This is a genomic window from Thermoactinomyces sp. CICC 10522, assembly GCF_016055075.1.
In the GTDB taxonomy this organism is placed as follows: Bacteria; Bacillota; Bacilli; order Thermoactinomycetales; family Thermoactinomycetaceae; genus Thermoactinomyces_A; species Thermoactinomyces_A daqus.
On sequence record NZ_JAECVY010000004.1, the window covers coordinates 185,237 to 204,259 of the forward strand.

General features: G+C 51.5%; 16 protein-coding genes, 1 tRNA gene and 1 other annotated feature. Of the genes, 16 read left to right on the forward strand and 1 reads right to left on the reverse strand.

Going from position 1 to position 19,023, the window contains the following annotated elements:
- The first annotated feature begins 228 nt into the window (after positions 1 to 228).
- The 7 genes from dnaA (at position 229) to gyrA (ending at position 9,043) form a co-directional block, all read left to right on the forward strand.
- Positions 229 to 1,578, forward strand: coding sequence for a chromosomal replication initiator protein DnaA (gene dnaA / locus I8U18_RS08635; protein ID WP_198055585.1), 1,350 nt, complete (start codon positions 229 to 231; stop codon positions 1,576 to 1,578).
- A gap of 227 nt (positions 1,579 to 1,805) precedes the next feature.
- The gene (gene dnaN / locus I8U18_RS08640; protein ID WP_033100491.1) at positions 1,806 to 2,939 is read left to right on the forward strand and encodes a DNA polymerase III subunit beta; all 1,134 of its coding nucleotides are present in this window, start codon (positions 1,806 to 1,808) and stop codon (positions 2,937 to 2,939) included.
- 20 nt (positions 2,940 to 2,959) lie between these two features.
- Positions 2,960 to 3,175, forward strand: a complete 216-nt coding sequence (gene yaaA / locus I8U18_RS08645; RefSeq protein WP_033100492.1) for a S4 domain-containing protein YaaA — start codon at positions 2,960 to 2,962, stop codon at positions 3,173 to 3,175.
- A 22-nt stretch (positions 3,176 to 3,197) separates the two neighbouring features.
- Complete coding sequence (gene recF, locus I8U18_RS08650) at positions 3,198 to 4,310, forward strand: DNA replication/repair protein RecF (RefSeq protein ID WP_309485161.1); 1,113 nt, start codon at positions 3,198 to 3,200, stop codon at positions 4,308 to 4,310.
- A gap of 4 nt (positions 4,311 to 4,314) precedes the next feature.
- Complete coding sequence (gene remB, locus I8U18_RS08655; RefSeq protein WP_033100494.1) at positions 4,315 to 4,566, forward strand: extracellular matrix regulator RemB; 252 nt, start codon at positions 4,315 to 4,317, stop codon at positions 4,564 to 4,566.
- Between the two features lie 85 nt (positions 4,567 to 4,651).
- Positions 4,652 to 6,562: a DNA topoisomerase (ATP-hydrolyzing) subunit B gene (gene gyrB, locus I8U18_RS08660; protein ID WP_081943785.1), complete on the forward strand. Its 1,911-nt coding sequence runs from the start codon at positions 4,652 to 4,654 to the stop codon at positions 6,560 to 6,562.
- A gap of 33 nt (positions 6,563 to 6,595) precedes the next feature.
- Complete coding sequence (gene gyrA, locus I8U18_RS08665; protein ID WP_033100496.1) at positions 6,596 to 9,043, forward strand: DNA gyrase subunit A; 2,448 nt, start codon at positions 6,596 to 6,598, stop codon at positions 9,041 to 9,043.
- On the opposite strand, the gene I8U18_RS08670 is transcribed toward gyrA, so the two are convergent.
- Positions 9,037 to 10,104, reverse strand: a complete 1,068-nt coding sequence (locus I8U18_RS08670; RefSeq protein WP_198064689.1) for a YaaC family protein — start codon at positions 10,102 to 10,104, stop codon at positions 9,037 to 9,039. The two genes, gyrA and I8U18_RS08670, sit on opposite strands and share 7 nt — an antisense overlap.
- 97 nt (positions 10,105 to 10,201) lie before the next feature.
- Here I8U18_RS08670 and I8U18_RS08675 point away from each other — a divergent pair, with 97 nt between their 5' ends.
- The 9 genes from I8U18_RS08675 (at position 10,202) to I8U18_RS08715 (ending at position 18,713) form a co-directional block, all read left to right on the forward strand.
- Positions 10,202 to 11,053 (forward strand): alpha/beta fold hydrolase, encoded by an 852-nt coding sequence (locus I8U18_RS08675; RefSeq protein WP_198064690.1) that lies wholly within the window; start codon positions 10,202 to 10,204, stop codon positions 11,051 to 11,053.
- Positions 11,054 to 11,215: 162 nt separating this feature from the next.
- Positions 11,216 to 12,673 (forward strand): IMP dehydrogenase, encoded by a 1,458-nt coding sequence (guaB, locus tag I8U18_RS08680; RefSeq protein WP_033100499.1) that lies wholly within the window; start codon positions 11,216 to 11,218, stop codon positions 12,671 to 12,673.
- Positions 12,674 to 12,868: 195 nt separating this feature from the next.
- The gene (locus tag I8U18_RS08685) at positions 12,869 to 14,104 is read left to right on the forward strand and encodes a D-alanyl-D-alanine carboxypeptidase family protein (protein WP_198059300.1); all 1,236 of its coding nucleotides are present in this window, start codon (positions 12,869 to 12,871) and stop codon (positions 14,102 to 14,104) included.
- Positions 14,105 to 14,213: 109 nt separating this feature from the next.
- Entirely contained in the window at positions 14,214 to 15,107 is an 894-nt protein-coding gene (gene pdxS / locus I8U18_RS08690; RefSeq protein WP_033100500.1) for a pyridoxal 5'-phosphate synthase lyase subunit PdxS, read from the forward strand.
- A 12-nt stretch (positions 15,108 to 15,119) separates the two neighbouring features.
- Complete coding sequence (gene pdxT / locus I8U18_RS08695; protein ID WP_198064691.1) at positions 15,120 to 15,710, forward strand: pyridoxal 5'-phosphate synthase glutaminase subunit PdxT; 591 nt, start codon at positions 15,120 to 15,122, stop codon at positions 15,708 to 15,710.
- Positions 15,711 to 15,736: 26 nt separating this feature from the next.
- Positions 15,737 to 15,963: a binding site (T-box leader), on the forward strand.
- Between the two features lie 41 nt (positions 15,964 to 16,004).
- Positions 16,005 to 17,291, forward strand: a complete 1,287-nt coding sequence (serS, locus tag I8U18_RS08700; RefSeq protein WP_198055590.1) for a serine--tRNA ligase — start codon at positions 16,005 to 16,007, stop codon at positions 17,289 to 17,291.
- 100 nt (positions 17,292 to 17,391) lie between these two features.
- Positions 17,392 to 17,481 (forward strand) — tRNA-Ser (locus I8U18_RS08705).
- A gap of 185 nt (positions 17,482 to 17,666) precedes the next feature.
- Complete coding sequence (locus tag I8U18_RS08710; protein ID WP_198064692.1) at positions 17,667 to 18,044, forward strand: hypothetical protein; 378 nt, start codon at positions 17,667 to 17,669, stop codon at positions 18,042 to 18,044.
- Between the two features lie 18 nt (positions 18,045 to 18,062).
- Positions 18,063 to 18,713, forward strand: a complete 651-nt coding sequence (locus I8U18_RS08715) for an ATP-binding cassette domain-containing protein (RefSeq protein WP_198055591.1) — start codon at positions 18,063 to 18,065, stop codon at positions 18,711 to 18,713.
- Positions 18,714 to 19,023 lie beyond the last annotated feature (310 nt).

Consider the following 19,023-nt stretch of genomic DNA (forward strand, 5'->3'; position numbering starts at 1 on the left):
GGTTTGTTTTGATATTCTATTGGTGTTTTCTTGTGGATAAATTTTACGGTTTCATCCGGTTATCCACAGATTGTGGATAACTCCCTCATAAAGAATCCACAGGCTGTGAATAAAAGATATCCACAGGCTGTGGAAATTGTAGATATATGCCTTCATCTGTCAAAGGGCAAGGGAATTCCCTGTGGATAACAATGTTCAAGAATTAGTCAAGGGAAAGGAGGTTCTTTGATGATCCACATCCAAGAATTATGGGCGAAAACGCTGGATTCCATTCAGGACAAAATCAGCAAACCCAGCTTCGAGACATGGCTGAAAACGACGGAAGCCATCCAACTTCGCGAGGACATTCTCGTCGTTTCCACCCCCAACGATTTTGCCCGCGACTGGCTGGAATCGCGTTACGCCGATCTCGTTCGCGATGCCTTGAAGGAAATAACCGGTTCCCCTCTCGGCGTGAAATTTGTCAGCCAAAGTTCTGAAAAAAACCAGGTGGATTCCGAAAAGAAAGCAGACACCGCGGAGGCTGAAGAGGAAACGGAGGAGGAGCCGCCGCGCACACAGCTCAATCCGCGTTACACCTTTGATACATTTGTGATCGGCTCCGGCAACCGCTTTGCCCACGCCGCATCGCTCGCAGTGGCGGAAGCACCGGCCAAAGCCTATAATCCGCTGTTTATCTATGGCGGCGTCGGACTGGGCAAAACGCACCTGATGCATGCGATCGGGCATTATGTCCTCGATCACACGCCCTCCAGCCGCGTGGTCTACATCTCATCGGAAAAATTCACGAATGAATTTATCAATTCGATCCGCGACAACAAGACGATCCAGTTTCGGAACAAGTACCGGTCCGTGGATATCCTGTTAATTGACGATATTCAGTTTCTGGCGGGAAAAGAACAAACCCAGGAAGAATTCTTCCATACATTTAATGCCCTTCATGAGGCCAATAAGCAAATCATCATCTCCAGCGATCGTCCGCCCAAGGAAATCCCGACGCTGGAAGACCGGTTGCGTTCACGATTTGAATGGGGACTGATCACCGATGTGCAACCCCCCGATTTGGAGACGAGGATCGCTATCTTGCGCAAGAAATCAATCGCTGATAACTTAGATGTTCCGAGTGAAGTATTGGCTTTCATCGCCGATCGTGTCGATACCAACATTCGCGAACTGGAAGGGGCGCTGATCCGCGTGGTCGCCTTTTCGGCTCTGATGAATCAGCCCGTCACGCCGGAACTGGCCGCAGAAGCGCTAAAGGACATCATGCCGCAATCGCGCCCCCGGGTGATCAGCATCCATGATATCCAGCAGGCTGTCGCCAATTACTATCGCTTGCGGGTGGAAGATTTAAAAAGCAAGAAACGGACGAAGTCTGTCGCCTTTCCCCGTCAAATCGCCATGTACCTTTGCCGGGAACTCACAGATTTCTCCCTTCCGAAAATCGGGGAAGACTTCGGCGGAAGAGACCACACCACTGTCATCCACGCTCACGAGAAAATCAGCCGCAATCTGAAGCAAGATCCTCAGCTGGAACAAGCAATCAGCCAATTGAAGCAGAGAATCAACCGCGGCTGATTTCATGTTCCTGTGGGTATTGTGGATAACCGGATACAGTTTATGCACATCTTTTCCACAGGCCGGATTGCCCGGCTTGTCCGGGCTCGGACCACTTTTCCACATTATCCACAGCCCTTACTACTACTACTGCTGTCTTCTTTAAAAAAATATATATATATGCAAAGCCGTTCCGGTTTATGTCTACTTTTTCATTTGTTTTTTGACTCATACTAAGGAGGATGAATATGAAGTTTCGCGTGATCAAATCAGCGCTGGTGGATGCCGTTTCCCAAGTGTCCAAAGCAGTTTCCTCCAAGACGACCATTCCGATTCTGACCGGAATCAAAGTGACGGCGGATGAAAACGGACTTTTGCTCACCGGCAGCAATTCCGACATCACGATTCAGGTGCGGGTTCCGAAACGGAAAGACGACTTGGAGCAGGTATTTGTGGAAAAGCTGGGAAGTGTCGTTCTCCCCGGACGCATCTTCGGCGATCTGGTAAGAAAACTCCCAGGAAAAGAAGTGGAATGGTTTGCCAATGAGAAGTTTCAAACCACGATCCGCTCGGAAACATCCGAATTTCATCTGAACGGATTTGACCCTGTGGAATATCCGCGTTTGCCGATGTTATCCACAGAACAGCTCTTCAGCGTGTCAGCCGATACCCTGAAAACTTTGATTCGGCAAACCGGATTTGCCGTTGCCACCAATGAGGCGCGCGGCGTTCTGACGGGTGTCCTGATGCAGCTGGAAGGCGGTGTGCTCACATGCGTGGCGACGGACAGCCATCGTCTGTCCAGGCAACAGGCCCATGTGGAAGGATCGGAAGAACTCACTTTGAAAAACGTGATCATTCCCGGCAAAAGTTTGACCGAACTCGCCAAAACGCTGGCAGATTATACGGGAATTGTGGATATTATCGTGGCGGAAAACCAAATACTGGTAAAAACGGATGAGTGGGAATTTTATTCCCGCCTGCTCGAAGGAACGTATCCCGACACCAACCGGGTTATTCCGGACGGCGGGGAAACGGAACTCATCTCTTCGACCAAGGAATTGTTACAATCCGTTGATCGTGCATCACTCATCAGTCGGGATGGACGGGATAATGTGATAAAATGGACTTTGAAAGACGGGAAGGTAGAGGTGAATTCTGCCGCACAGGATATCGGAAGCGTGACGGAGGAAGTCATCGCGAAGGTAAATGGGCCGGAACTCGGCATTTCCTTTAATGCCCGGTATATGATGGAAGCCCTCCGCTCCATTGAAAGCGATGAGATTCGCATTCAATTTACCGGTCCGATGCGGCCTTTTTTGATTCAACCGACCGATCGAGAGGATTCCCTGCACTTAATCGTCCCGATCCGCACCCGCTAATCCCGAAGGAGGGAGCTTTGTTGCAGCAGGTTAAAATCGACGGCCCGTACATCACGCTCGGGCAGTTGCTGAAAAAACTCGATCTCGCTCACAGCGGGGGCTTTGTGAAAATCTTTTTGCAGGAAGTGGAAGTAAGGGTAAATCGGGAGCCGGAATCGAGAAGGGGACGAAAGCTTTATCCACAGGATATTGTGGATATCGCCGGATACGGTTCGGTACAAGTGATCGGGGAGTAAGGGAGGGCCCTCAATCTTGAGAGTGGAAAATTTAAACCTGAAGCAATTCCGCAATATTGCGGAACTCGACCTCCATTGCCCCGAGGAACTCCATCTGTTTGTCGGACCGAATGCCCAGGGAAAAACCAATATTCTCGAATCCCTCTATCTCCTGGCGCTGGGGAAATCCCATCGCACGCGAACGCACAGGGAATTGATCCGCTTCGGCGAGAAAAGGGCTGTTGCCAAAGCCAGCGTCAGAAAAGGGGAACAAAAGCTCCGGCTGGAAGTGCAAATGACGGAAAAAGGGAAAAAGGTGAGTCGAAACGGAATTGAGCAGCCACGGCTCAGCCAGTATATCGGCTCCCTTCCCGCCGTTTTATTCGCTCCGGAAGACCTGGCGCTCGTCAAAGGAAGTCCGCAGATTCGCAGGCGCTTTTTGGATATGGAGATCGGACAGGTCAGCCCCGCTTATGTTCATCATCTTACGCAATTGAACAAGTTATTGACGCAGCGCAACAGTTTGCTAAAACAGTTAGGCCAGAAAGGGACATTCCAGTCCGCACTCTTAAATGTGCTGGATGAGCAGTTCATCCAGTTTTCCATAGATCTGTGGAAGAAACGGCTCGCTTTTCTTTCTTCTCTCAAGAAATGGGCAAGAGGGATTCACCAGGCAATCACGCGCGGCCTGGAAGAGCTGGAGATCGAATACCTCCCGTCTCTGCCGTCGCTGCTCGACACGGATCCGGGGGAATGGCCCCTGCTTTTGCAGAGGGAATTGGAAAAAAAACGCGAAAAAGAGATTAGACGCGGAACCACCCTGATTGGCCCGCAGCGGGACGACTTGCGTTTGACAGCCAACGGACTTGATCTGCACCTGTACGGTTCACAGGGGCAGCAGCGAACGGCCGCTTTATCTCTGAAATTGGCTGAAATTGAACTGATTTATCAGGAGACCGGCTATTATCCTGTTCTATTATTGGATGATGTTTTATCTGAACTTGATGATTCCCGAAAAACGCACCTACTGGAGGCGATTCGCGGCCGTGTGCAAACCTTTGTCACCACGACCAATCTGGAGGGGATTGATCAGGAAACACTGGCGAAGGCGCGGATTTACCAGGTGCGGCAAGGGCGTATAACGGAACTGGGGTGATCAGGTGTTTATTCACCTAGGGGGAAGCCGCACGCTCCGCATTCGCGAGGTGATCGCCATCCTGGATGCGGATGTGCTGGAAGAATCCGGAGACTGCACTTTCCTCGAAATGGCCAGACGAAAGGGGAAGGTGGAACGGATTTCGCCTGAAGCAGTAAAATCTTACGTGATCACAAAGAATGGCGTGTTCGCTTCGCCGATCTCGTCAACCACATTAAAAAAAAGGGCGGATGACAGCCAGATTCCGGGGAAATAAGCGGTTGACCAACCCTGATTGGCCTTGAAGTCAATCGGTTGTTTTTGTTTTACGTTAGTTTTGGATAAGGAAGCAGGTGACCGAATTGTCCGTACAAAATACCAATTACGATGAAACTCAGATTCAGGTACTGGAAGGATTAGAGGCTGTTCGTAAACGCCCGGGAATGTATATCGGGTCCACATCGAGCCGCGGTTTGCACCACCTCGTATGGGAAGTGGTGGATAACAGCATCGATGAAGCATTGGCCGGGCGGTGTGACACGATTGAGGTGATCGTCAACCCGGATAACAGCGTAACGGTCACTGACAACGGAAGCGGGATTCCGGTCGGAATTCATCCGAAAATGGGGCGGCCGGCCGTTGAAGTCGTGATGACGGTTCTCCATGCCGGCGGAAAATTCGGCGGTGATGGCTACAAATTTTCCGGCGGCTTGCACGGAGTGGGCGTGTCGGTGGTGAATGCCCTGTCGGAATGGCTGGAAGTGGAAGTGAGACGGGAAGGAAAAATTCACCGCCAACGTTACACCCGGGGCGTGCCCGATTATGACCTGCAAGTGATCGGGGAAACGGATGAAACAGGAACGAAGGTTACGTTCAAACCCGACCCGGAAATCTTTACCGAAACGACGGAATACGATTATGACATTTTGCAAAACCGCCTGCGTGAGCTCGCTTTCCTGAACAAGGGGATCAAAATCATATTGGAGGATCGGCGCGAAAAAGAGAGAAAGGCGGAATTCCAATATGACGGCGGCATTCGATCCTTTGTGGAATATCTGAACCGCAACCGCGAAGTGCTGCATGAGCCCCCGATCTATATCGAAGGCGAACGGGATTCCATCCCGATTGAAATTTCGCTTCAGTATAATGATTCTTTCTCATCGAACATTTATTCGTATGCCAACAATATTCACACGCATGAGGGCGGAACGCATGAAGCCGGCTTCAAATCGGCGCTTACCCGGGTGATCAACGATTATGCCCGGCGGAACAACCTGTTGAAAGAAAACCAAAGCAACCTGACCGGCGATGATGTGCGGGAAGGGTTGACGGCCATTATCAGTGTGAAAATCGGTGATCCGCAGTTTGAAGGGCAAACGAAAACCAAGCTGGGAAACAGTGAAGCCCGCTCGGCCACGGAACAATTATTTGCCGAGGAGTTCCAGATCTTTCTGGAGGAAAACCCGGCGGTGGCCAAAAAGATCATCGGAAAAGCGGTAATGGCTGCACGCGCAAGGGAGGCTGCCCGCAAAGCCCGGGAATTGACGCGTCGGAAAAATGCACTGGAAGTCAGTTCATTGCCCGGGAAATTGGCGGATTGCACCTCCAAAAACGCTGCCGACAGCGAACTGTTCATCGTTGAAGGGGATTCCGCGGGCGGTACTGCCAAGCAGGGGCGTGACCGCATGTTCCAGGCGATCCTCCCCCTCAAGGGAAAAATTATCAACGTAGAGAAAGCGCGGTTGGACAAGGCACTTTCCAACGATGAAATCCGGACGATCATCACTGCGCTCGGCACGGGGATCGGCGGTGACTTCAATCTCGACAAGGCGCGGTACCACAAGATCATCATCATGACCGATGCCGATGTGGACGGCGCGCATATCCGCACGTTATTGCTGACCTTCTTCTACCGCTATATGCGGCCGCTGATTGAAAACGGCTATGTTTATATCGCGCAGCCTCCGCTTTATAAAGTGACGCAAGGGAAAACGGTTCGCTATGCCTACAATGACCGCATGAAAGAGGAAATTCTCAAGGAACTGGAAGGAAAGGGCAAAGTGGAGATCCAGCGGTACAAAGGGCTGGGAGAAATGAACGCGACCCAGCTCTGGGAAACGACGATGGACCCTGAAAGCCGCACATTGCTGCAAGTTTCCCTTGCCGATGCGATGGATGCTGACGAGGTATTTGAGATGCTGATGGGCGACCGGGTTGAGCCGCGGCGCGTATTCATCCAGGAATATGCGAACCAGGCTACCTTGGATGTGTAACCGGCAGGCAGTAGGAAGCAGGGAGATGAAACGATGCCAGATATGCAAAGAATTCAAGAAGTGAATATCAGTAAGGAAATGAAGTCTTCGTTTCTGGACTATGCGATGAGCGTAATTGTCAGCCGCGCCCTCCCGGACGTGCGCGACGGCCTGAAACCCGTTCATCGCCGGATTTTGTACACTTTGTATGAACTGGGGATGACTCCGGACAAACCGTACAAAAAATCGTCCCGCGTCGTCGGAAACGTTACGGCGAACTATCATCCGCACGGGGATGTGGCGGTATACGATGCGATGGTTCGGATGGCGCAGGATTTCTCTTATCGGTATCCGCTGGTGGACGGACACGGAAACTTCGGGTCAATCGACGGCGATTCGCCCGCGGCCATGCGGTATACCGAAGCGCGGATGGCTCCGATCACGATGGAGTTGTTGCGCGATATCCAGAAGGATACGATCGACTTTGGCCCCAACTATGACGGACAGCAGGAAGAGCCGTTGGTGCTGCCTTCCCGCTTTCCCAATCTGATCGTTAACGGGGCATCCGGGATTGCCGTCGGCATGGCGACCAATATCCCGCCGCATAACCTGTCTGAAGTGATCGACGGAATCCTTCTCCTCCTGGATAATCCAGAGGCGACGATTGAAGATTTGATGCGGATCATCAAGGGTCCTGATTTTCCCACGGGGGGAATCATCCTCGGGCATGACGGGATTCGCAAATCGTACCGCACCGGGCGGGGCAGCATCCGGATCCGGGCGAAAACGCGGATCGAAGAAGCGGGCAGCGGAAAGATGCGCATCGTCGTGGAAGAATTGCCGTACCAAGTGAACAAAGCCAAGCTGGTGGAAAAGATCGCCGAGCTCGTACGCGACAAAAAAATCGACGGAATCACCGACCTGCGCGACGAATCAGACCGGAACGGAATGCGTGTGGTCATTGAACTGCGTCGGGATGTAAACCCAAGGGTCATCCTTAACAATTTGTACAAGCATACCAGCCTGCAATCGAGCTTTGGCGTTAACATGCTGGCGTTGGTTGACGGCCAGCCGCAGGTACTCAACATTAAATCCATTCTTTCCCACTATATCGACCACCAGGTGGAAGTGATCCGCCGGCGCACCCAGTATGATTTGAACAAAGCGGAAGAACGGGCTCACATCCTGGAAGGCTTGCGCATTGCCCTTGACCAGATCGACGAAGTGATCGCCCTCATCCGCGCTTCCGCCACCACTGCCGAAGCTCGTACCGGTTTGATGGAAAAGTTCGGTCTCAGTGAAAAACAAGCCCAGGCGATTCTCGATATGCGTTTGCATCGCCTGACCGGACTGGAACGCGAAAAAATCGAGGCGGAATACGGAGAACTTCAGAAATTGATCGCCAAATTGAAAGACATTCTCGCCGATGAGGCCAAAATCCGCGGCGTCGTGCGGGATGAGCTGAAGGAGATCAAAGAACGGTATGGCGATGAACGCCGCACGATGATTAAAGCCGATGAGGACGAAATTGAGGACGAGGATTTGATCCCCGAAGATGAGGTCGCCATTTTGTTGACCCAGCGTGGATATATCAAGCGGATGCCTTTGTCCACCTACCGGGCGCAACGAAGAGGCGGCAAGGGAATCACGGGGATGGGAACCCGGGAAGACGACTTGGTGCAGCATATGTTTGTCACCCATTCCCATAATCATTTGCTCTTCTTCTCAAACAAGGGGAAAGTGTACCGCCTGAAGGCGTACGAAGTGCCGGAGCTCGGCAGAACCGCGCGCGGGACTCCCGTGATCAACCTGATTCAGATCGACCAGGGCGAGCGCATCGAGGCGGTTATCCCGGTGAAAGAATTCCTGGATAATCAGTTCCTTTTCTTTGCCACGGCTGAAGGCATTGTGAAGAAGACCGCACTCAGCGAATTTGAAAACATTCGCCGCAACGGCCTGTTTGCCATCAATCTTCGTGACGGGGATGAACTGGTTGGCGTCCGCCTGACCGATGGAAATCAGGAAGTCCTGATGGGAACGCGCCAGGGAATGTCGATTCGCTTCCACGAAATGGACGTCAGAGAAATGGGACGTTCGGCCACAGGCGTGAAAGGCATCACGTTAGGTGAAGATGACCGCGTAATCGATATGGATATCGTGATCCCGGACAAATATGTCCTGATCGTCACTCGCAACGGATATGGCAAACGGACGCCGATGGAGGAATACCGCATTCAATCACGCGGCGGTAAAGGGATCAAGACCTTAAGCCTCACAGAGAAAAAAGGAGATGTGGTCGCCCACAAAGTGGTGTCCGAAGATGAAGATCTGATGATCGTGACTCAATCCGGCATAGTCATTCGCCTGAAGATCGCCGAGATTTCCGTGATGGGCCGGTATGCGCAAGGAGTGAAACTGATTTCGCTCGACGAGGACGAAGTATCGGCCGTCGCCCGCGTCCACCGCGAAGAGGAGGAAGACGGAGAAGACGGTAATCAATAAAGGCGAATGATCGATTTTTGACCGTGGAGAAGGTTTAAGACCAGATGGGGGACCTTTCGCGGGATGAGACGGAGCAGTCCGCATACCAGGATTTGCTCTTCTCCGGTGTGATCCAGCATTATCTCCCCCCATAGCGGTGGTTCATAGCGACACAGCATACTCAGCGCAAACAGCAACATGAAATGAACCAGCAATTCATCAACAGGGGTTCCAAGGCAATCATTACCGAACCACAGGTAATGGTTGCCTTTTTTATCTTCATAAAACCAAGGATGGTGAAATCCTTTCTCCCAGTCATTCACATGCCGGACATCGGGATGGCTCCAACGAAGTTGCAGGAGACCGGACCGGATCACCGGAGTGCCAAGGGAGAAGAGTGCCCCTTTGCTGTAATGATTCAGACGGGAAACAAAAGCTTCGGGGGTGAGATGGATCCGGTCGAGAACAGTTTCGGCGATTTCCAGCGGCATCGCCTCGTCTGCATAAAGCGAGGTCTGCCGGCCAACCGTAACCGGAATCAGCGGCGTTTCACCCAAAAAGCGCTCATAACTGGCGGACAAGTCAGATAGGAAGGAAAACAATGTCTTGAGCCGATATGAGTCTCCCGCATCGGGAGGATTCCCCAATAACCCGGCGACCAGTGGATAAAGCCCTTCTTTTTGTATCCGGACTTCATCCTCGAGCAAACGATAGGATTCACGCTTTCGTTTTCGGGTGGATAACCCATGGCGCAAGACTGAAGTATTTTGCGGATAGTCCGGCACCCGGGTCAGAATCCATGCTTTAATCAAGCTCATCATTCCATAGTAGTCGAGGACAGGCTGCATCCAGATATTTTCTTCCCGTCCCGGCCGGAAAATGGAAAGAGCCTGCCGGATGTAGGCGGAAAACGCTGCCGCATTACGAAAGGCCATCTTTTCCGGTTGCGGGGTTCCGCTTTTTTGGTAAGCGTTCAACAGAAATCTTTGTGCCGACTTTTCGTTGGCAAGCAGGAAATATTGGTCACGGATCCATTCCTCCGGCGATTCGCAATAGATGATGTTTACCGGTTTTGCTTCCAACCCGTTCCCTCCCGTTTTAATCTTCTGCCCTTTATTGTGCTGAAAAGGCGGGAATGATATAACAGAGGTGATTTTTCAGGAGGATCGTAAGGCAGATATGAAAAAGAGATGGATTTGGTGTTTATGCATTCTCCTGTTGTTCGTCTGGGGGACGATTCCTCCGAAGAAGCAAGCACTTCCCGAGAAAAACTCGGATTTGGTTCTGATCCATGGTTTTAACAACCGCCATCAGTGGGGAGAAGCATTTTTAAACACATTGGTCGCTCATTGGAAGTCCGGGCATATTTATGTCCTGTATACCAATCGGTCAGACCGGGTCTGGACGATGCGGATCAATGGAAAGATCGTGACGTTTGCGGGAGAAAATGATCATCAAGCCGGAAACGGCTCAATCGACGCCCAGGCGAAAATTGCCGCGCATAAAATTGATCTCCTGCAAGAAAAATATGGACTTGATCCCCGTTTTGCGGTGATCGCTCACAGCATGGGCGGTCTGGTTGCCCGGGAATTGGTCTACTTGCGGCCGGGACGGGTGGCGGACCTGGTGACGATTGCTTCACCGCACCATGGAACTCCGCTTGCCAGGGAATACAGTTGGCTGGGGATGTTTGTGCATGGACAAGCGGCTATGGCAGATCTTACTCCTGAGGCGATGGCGCGGTTTAACCAAAAATATCCCGTACAGGGAAGTCCGTTTGCAAAAGGCGGACACCTTTATACCATAGCCGGGGATGCGGATGGATGGGGAAACCGCGGATGGCATGGGGAATTGGCGGTCGGATGGACGCTTCTGGCCCTGAAGTACGGTTCGGACAGCGATGGTGTTGTACGTGACGGAGAAGCGACGATCAAAGGGGCCATTCATGTTAAAACGTTCCCGGATGATGACCATCTGCAGCTGATTCAGAAACCAGAGGTAGCGGAAACCATTAGCAGCATCCTTCCCTAAACCGTTGGTTATCCACAGAAAAGTTTAGTTATGCACAAGATCCTGTGGATAACTTGTGAATGATTGTGGACAACTTTTTGGCAAAAAATGAAAAATCTTGACGACTTGGCAAGGATACTGTTACACTTGCTAGAAAAAATTTGGGCCAAAGGGGAAAGCGATATGTGGGATCAGAAGTTTGCCAAGGAAGGTTTTACCTTTGACGATGTTTTATTGGTCCCGGCGAAATCGGAAATTTTGCCGCGAGACGTCGAGACCGGCACCACGCTGACGGATCGGGTGAAACTCAATATTCCGCTGATCAGTGCGGGGATGGATACCGTGACCGAATCAGCCTTGGCCATTGCGATTGCCCGGCAGGGAGGCATCGGTGTCATTCACAAAAACATGAAAGTGGAAGAGCAGGCTGAAGAAGTAGACCGGGTCAAGCGCTCTGAGAGCGGAGTCATCACCAATCCGTTTTACTTGACACCTGAGCACAAAGTTCATGATGCGGAAGAACTGATGGCGAAATACCGGATTTCCGGTGTGCCGATTGTCGATGAAAACCGCCGCCTGATGGGGATTATCACCAACCGTGACCTGCGTTTTGTCCGTGATTATTCCACCCCGATCGCCGAAGTGATGACCAAGGAAAAATTGGTGACGGCACCGGTGGGAACGACCCTGAAAGAGGCGGAAGCGATTCTGCAACAACATAAGATCGAGAAACTGCCTTTGGTCGACGAAGAAGGCATTTTAAAAGGACTCATTACCATCAAGGATATTGAAAAAGCGGAGCTGTTCCCGCAAGCGGCCAAAGATGCCCACGGAAGGTTACTCGTCGGGGCGGCTGTCGGGGTGACCAAGGATACGATGCGCCGGGTGGCGGCATTGGTGGAAGCAGAAGCGGATATGATCGTCGTTGATACTGCTCACGGCCACTCCCAGGGTGTGTTGGACATGGTGCGGGAGATCAGAAGACAGTATCCCGACCTGGTGATCGTTGCCGGTAACGTCGCCACGGGAGAAGGCACCCGCGATTTGATTGAAGCCGGGGCCAGTGTGGTCAAAGTGGGAATCGGTCCGGGCTCAATTTGTACAACCCGTGTCGTTGCAGGAATCGGTGTGCCGCAGATTACAGCCATCTACGACTGTGCCACCGTTGCGCGCCAATATGGCGTTCCGATTATCGCCGATGGCGGCATCCGTTTCTCCGGGGATATTGTCAAAGCGATCGCGGCCGGGGCAGATGCAGTCATGCTGGGCAGCCTTTTCGCCGGAACGGAAGAAGCTCCGGGAGAATCGGAGATTTATCAGGGCCGCCGCTTCAAGGTGTACCGCGGGATGGGATCAATCGGTGCGATGCAGGCAGGCAGCAAGGACCGCTATTTCCAAGAAAATGTGCAAAAGTTGGTTCCGGAAGGCATTGAGGGACGCGTTCCGTACAAAGGGCCGCTTGCCGATACCATTTACCAATTGATCGGAGGCCTGCGCGCAGGCATGGGCTATTGCGGAACCAGAACATTGGCCGAATTAAAAGAGAAATCCCGTTTTATTCGCATTTCCAGCGCTTCGCTCAGGGAAAGCCATCCTCATGATGTTCAGATTACCAAAGAAGCTCCAAACTACCATATGTGACCAATTTCTTTCACCGAACAAGCAGAAAAACGCTTCTGCTTGTTCATTTCTTTTTTCCCGTTCCTCTTCTATACTGGATTAAGGGGGCGGGAAATTTCCGACATTTGGCCGGCCGTGGCCCGAACCGGATTTACATAAATATGTCAGTCTTGTGCAATGTTTTGCGGCAAATGAGGGAGAATGGAGAATGACCTGATGAAAAACAAAATAAACATCTGCTGTTGTCTTTGTTTGCTTGTCTTCATGAGTTGGATTACGAATCCGGCAATGGCAGCTGCCGCGGGGATGAAACCGGATGTTCAGGCAAAGTCCTATATCCTGATCGATTTTCAGTCCGGGGAGATTCTTGATGAGAAAAATGCCGAAGTGCCGTACCCGCCTGCCAGCATGACCAAAATGATGACCGTGTTCGTTGTGCTGGACCAGATTAAAAGCGGGAAGATTCACTGGGATGATCTCGTCACCATAAGCCCGCGGGTGGCTGCGATCAATGAAGCGCAGATCAACCTTACACCCGGAGAAAAAATCACTGTGCGTGAGCTGTTTATCGCCGCTCTGGTCGAATCGGCCAATGATGCGGCTGTGGCCTTGGCAGAATATGTGGGGGGGACGGAAGAAAACTTTGTCGCCATGATGAATCAAAAGGCGAAGGAACTGGGAATGAACCATACACATTTCAATTGCGCGTCCGGCCTTGATTTCCGCCTTTATCCCGACCCGCCGAAAGTTTCCGGGCCAAACGTGATGTCCGCTCATGATACGGCCATCCTGGCGACCAAGCTGATTCAAACGTATCCCGAAATCCTGAAAACGACGTCCATCCCTTACTATACATTTTTTATAGGAACGAAGAAGCAACTGAAGGTGACCAACTGGGATTTGATGCTGCCCGGGCTCAAGTATTCCTACCCGGGAGTGGATGGACTGAAAACGGGGCATACCAACACGGCGGGTTATTGTTTTACGGGGACCGCCCAGCGTGGTGATCTTCGTCTGATTTCCGTTGTCATGGGAACCCGTTCCGACGATCACCGGTTTTTGGAGACGAAAAAGTTGTTTGACTACGGTTTTCAGGAATTCGTCCCGCAAGTGCTGGTGAAAAAGGGAGGTCAGATCCCGGGAACAAAAGAGCTGGCCTTGCCTGACGGAGTGGAACGCACCGTTCCGGTAACCGTGGACAAGGCGATTAAACTTCCCGTGCATAAAGGGGAGAGTGCCCGTTACCAGGTGAAGGTAACATTCAAGCCCCGATTGAATGCTCCGCTCAAGCAAGGGGAAGTGGTCGGCACAGCTCAAGTGCTCTATAACGGAAAACCGGTCCAAGGGGTGGAACCGACTCCGGTCGTGACGGCCAAAGCGGTGGAAAAAGCGAGCTGGATTCGCCTGTTTTTCCGGGAAATAGGGGATACCGTAAAGAATTGGTTTAATTAAATTTATTTTTCAAATGGATTTTTTCAACTATAATAAAATGGGGAGGAGAGCAAGGAAATTCCGATTGCTCTCCCGGTTTTTAGCTGGTACATCAAGGGGGTTATCCGAAATGAGTGAAGTGCGTAAAGTCGGAACAGATCGCGTCAAACGCGGGATGGCCGAAATGCAAAAAGGCGGCGTCATCATGGACGTTGTCAATGCTGAACAAGCGAAAATTGCGGAACAAGCCGGAGCAGTGGCCGTTATGGCACTGGAACGCGTTCCGTCCGATATTCGTGCAGCCGGCGGTGTCGCCCGCATGGCAGACCCGCGTGTGATCGAGGAAGTGATGGGAGCCGTATCGATTCCGGTTATGGCCAAAGCACGGATCGGTCATTTTGTGGAAGCGCGCCTGCTTGAAGCGATGGGCGTCGATTACATCGATGAAAGTGAAGTTTTGACACCGGCAGATGATCTGTACCATATCGATAAATCGCAATTTACCGTTCCGTTTGTTTGCGGTGCGCGTGACCTCGGGGAAGCATTGCGCCGGATCGGGGAAGGGGCGTCCATGATCCGCACCAAAGGGGAACCGGGCACCGGAAACATCGTTGAAGCGGTTCGCCATATGCGCATGATGCAAAGCCAGATTCGCAAGGTGCAAAGCATGTCCCGCGATGAGCTGATGGCTGAGGCGAAAAAACTGGGGGCTCCGTACGACTTGCTCTTGCAAGTGCATGAAACGGGCAAACTGCCTGTGGTCAACTTTGCCGCCGGCGGTGTGGCAACGCCTGCCGACGCTGCTCTGATGATGCATCTTGGTGCAGACGGTGTCTTTGTCGGCTCCGGGATCTTCAAATCGGAAAATCCGGAGAAATATGCACGCGCCATCGTTCAGGCCACCACGCACTATGAAGATTTCGGCCTGATTGCCGAAGTGTCCAAAGATCTTGGCACACCGATGACCGGAATTGAAATTTCCAAACTGCGTGCGGAAGAACGGATGCAGGAGCGCGGCTGGTAGGAGGTTGGAGCGATGAAAATTGGCGTACTGGCTTTACAAGGAGCGGTGCGCGAACATGTGCGCTTGCTGGAACAGGCTGGAGCCGAGGCAGTAGCGGTGAAACGGGTCGAGCAGCTGAGCGATTTGGATGGCCTGGTGATTCCGGGCGGCGAGTCGACCACCATCAGCAAATTGATGAATGAGTATCAGATGACTGAGCCGATCCGCCAGATGTACCAGAGCGGCAAACCGATCTTTGGCACTTGCGCCGGAATGATCCTGATTGCCTGCCGCATAGAAGGCCGGGACGAGCCACATCTCGGCCTGATGGATATCACGGTGAAGCGAAACGCCTTTGGCCGGCAACGGGAGAGCTTTGAGGCGAGCCTTGATGTCAAAGGGATCGGCGATCAGTTTCAAGCGGTTTTTATCCGTGCACCATACATTGAAGAAGTGGGGCCGGGTGTGGAAATCCTGGCCGAAGTGGATGGGAAAATTGTCGCTGCCCGGCAAGGTCATCTTCTGGCGGCCGCTTTCCATCCTGAACTGACAGATGATGTGCGTTTCCATGCCTATTTTATCGAAATGGTTCGCGAATCGATGGTTACAAATGCAGAAGTTTAGGATATAATATGTAGTAAACTTTTGATATCGACGCGAAGAAGAGGCTAGTAGCTGCCGGCAGTTCGGTTCAGAGAGGCGATGGCTGGTGCGAATCGCTCCGGACGGGCGGCGAATCCACCTCGGAGCGAGGCGTGAAGGGAACAAACCCGAAGCGCATTCGGTTACGAGCCGTTATTTCGGAAGAGCGGGTTTATCCTGTCACAGCGACAGGCAGACCAATAAGGGTGGCAACGCGGAACCTTCCGTCCCTTTGGGGAGTGGGAGGTTTTTATTATGGTTAGGAGGTGCAGACCCGTGTTGGACAACAAGTTGTTGCGCAGCAATATGGATGAGGTGAAACAACGGCTTTCCACCAGACAGGGAGAATGGCCGGGGCTCGATACCTTCCTGCAGCTGGATGAGCGCCGCCGCGAAGGGATCAGGAGGGCGGAACAGCTCAAGAATAAGCGCAATGTCGTTTCCAAAGAAATTGCCCAAAAGAAAAAGAACAAAGAAGATGCCGAAGCGGATATACTGGAAATGCGCCGGGTCGGGGATGAGATCAAGCAATTGGATGAGGAATTGAGACAATTGGATGCACAGTTGGAAGAAATATTGCTCAGCCTTCCCAATTTGCCGCATGAGAGCGTGCCCGTCGGGGCTTCCGAAGAGGAAAATGTCCCTGTGCGCAAATGGGGCGAGCCGCCGCAACCCGATTTTGTCATCAAACCGCACTGGGAGATTGCCGAAGAACTCGACATCCTCGATTTTGAACGGGCGGCGAAAGTGACCGGCTCCCGTTTCGTCTTTTACAAAGGTTTGGGAGCGCGTCTCGAACGGGCCTTGATCAACTTCATGCTCGACCTGCATATCCAGGAACACGGCTATACGGAAATGATGCCCCCTTACATCGTCAACCGGCAGGCCATGACCGGAACCGGACAACTGCCCAAGTTTGAAGAAGACGCTTTCAAGCTGGCGGATAATGAGGATTACTTCCTCATCCCGACCGCGGAAGTGCCTGTAACCAATTATCATGCGGGTGAGATTCTGGCAGCTGAGGAACTCCCCAAATATTACACCGCCTTCAGCAGTTGTTTCCGTTCCGAAGCCGGTTCGGCCGGACGGGATACACGCGGACTGATTCGTGTGCATCAATTTAACAAAGTCGAAATGATCAAATTGGTGAGACCGGAAGATTCTTATGACGAGCTCGAACTGATGGTGCAAAATGCCGAAGAAGTGTTGAAGCGCCTTGAACTTCCCTATCGCGTCGTCGCTCTCTGTACAGGAGACCTCGGTTTCAGTGCGGCCAAAACATACGATCTTGAGGTTTGGATGCCGAGCTACAATACTTACCGGGAAATCTCGTCCTGCAGCAACTGCGAGGATTTCCAAGCCCGCCGCGCCAACATCCGCTTTCGCCGCGATGCCAAGGCAAAACCGGAGTTTGTGCACACGCTCAACGGGTCCGGCCTTGCCGTCGGCCGCACCGTCGCCGCCATCCTGGAAAACGGCCAGGAAGCCGACGGGAGCGTCCGCATTCCCAAAGCTCTGCAACCTTACATGGGCGGACTTGAACGGATCAGCAAACAGGGATGAGAAGCAGTTGCGGGTTCCGGGTAATTGCCGGACCCGCTCTCTCCTCATTGACAAAAGGAAAAAAATCAGTATAATTAGATTCTGTAACGAAATAGATCGTGGAGAGGTGGTCGAGTGGTTTAAGGCAGCGGTCTTGAAAACCGCCGAGGGTTCACGCCCTCCGTGGGTTCGAATCCCACCCTCTCCGCCAGAAACAGGAAGTCGCCGGGTTGATCGGCGGCTTTTTTCATATGGAGCATAACATAGGGGACAGATAGGTTATCGTTGAATCCAGGGTAACGGGCTTTGTTACCAGACGGAGGACAAAATGAAGAAAGAAGAAGTCAGTACATATATAATAGTGGATCATATTCACAATTATGATGATTTACCGGGTTGAAAGGGATTGAGCCGTTCCCGGCAATGTTATGGCTTTTGCTGCTCAATTGGAGCACAAGCTTTTCAATGTCTGTCTTGGTACTGGGGCTGGCCGTCAAGTGGGAGCGTGTTTTCAAACCATATGTTCTTGTGGTTTTTCTGTATGTCGTTTCTTGTTTCAGCAGTCTCATGCCTGAAAGTCTGGTCAGGTGGTTTCCCGGCAATCAGGGGATTTATCTGAGACATTCTGAAGTGGATGGGCACATCCATCATTTTTCGGTTTGGTGGTCTTTGATATATAACGCGATGATCATCGTTTGTGTTTTTTTATGGGGGATGCATTATATCAAAAAGGCCGATGTTTCGGGGCAGAAAAATTCAAATGAATTACAGTGAAAGACAGGAGGATTTATCATGGCACATCCGGCGCCGGCGGTAAAACTGGAAAATGTCTCAAAAGTGATTGACGGAAAGCCGATCCTGAACAAGATTGATCTTGAAGTTCCGGCGGGTCAAATATATGGGTTGATCGGGCGCAATGGATCAGGAAAAACGATGCTTTTGCGTTTGATCAGCGGATTTGTATTTCCGACGGAAGGGCGTGTCTTGGTTTTCAATCAGGAAGTTGGAAAAAACGGAACCTTTCCGCAGGATGTCGGGATTATTATTGAGACGCCCGGTTTTTTGGGGGAATACAGCGGGTTCAAAAACCTGAAGCTGCTGGCTTCAATGAGAGGAATAATCAATGATGATGAAATCCGGCAAACGCTGAAAGAAGTCAGCCTTGATCCGGCGGATAAAAAACCGGTGCGGAAATATTCCCTTGGAATGAGACAATGCTTGGGGATCGCTCAGTCAATCATGGAAAGGCCGAAACTCCTGTTGCTGGATGAACCGATAAACGGGTTGGATACGGAAGGAGTTGAAATGCTTCATCGTTTATTGTCCGATCTGCGGGAAAATGGAGTGGTCATTCTGTTAGCCAGTCATTATATGGAAGAAATAGCGAAATTGTGCGACAGAGTATTCAGAGTCGAGAAAGGACAGTTGACAGAGGTTGGATAAATGTCATCTTCCGCTTAACCCCTCGTTGCGGTGAAGGAACAGGGAAACCGGATGACAATCATACGCCGGGATCTGACGGAGACGCTTCAGCCGGTTTTAAAGAAGAACCAGCCCGGCGTTTTTTTGTCTTTGCTTCAGGTGTTCATCAACAATATGAAAATAACCTCTTGGCACTGAAATGGAATTGTTAGTATAATAGTATAAATTAAAAATACATTTTAATAATTGTGATTAATCGGTATTTTTCATTTGTTTTTCGTCTGACCCTTACGGTCGACCAATTTCACAAAATAAATTGGGAGAAGGAGTG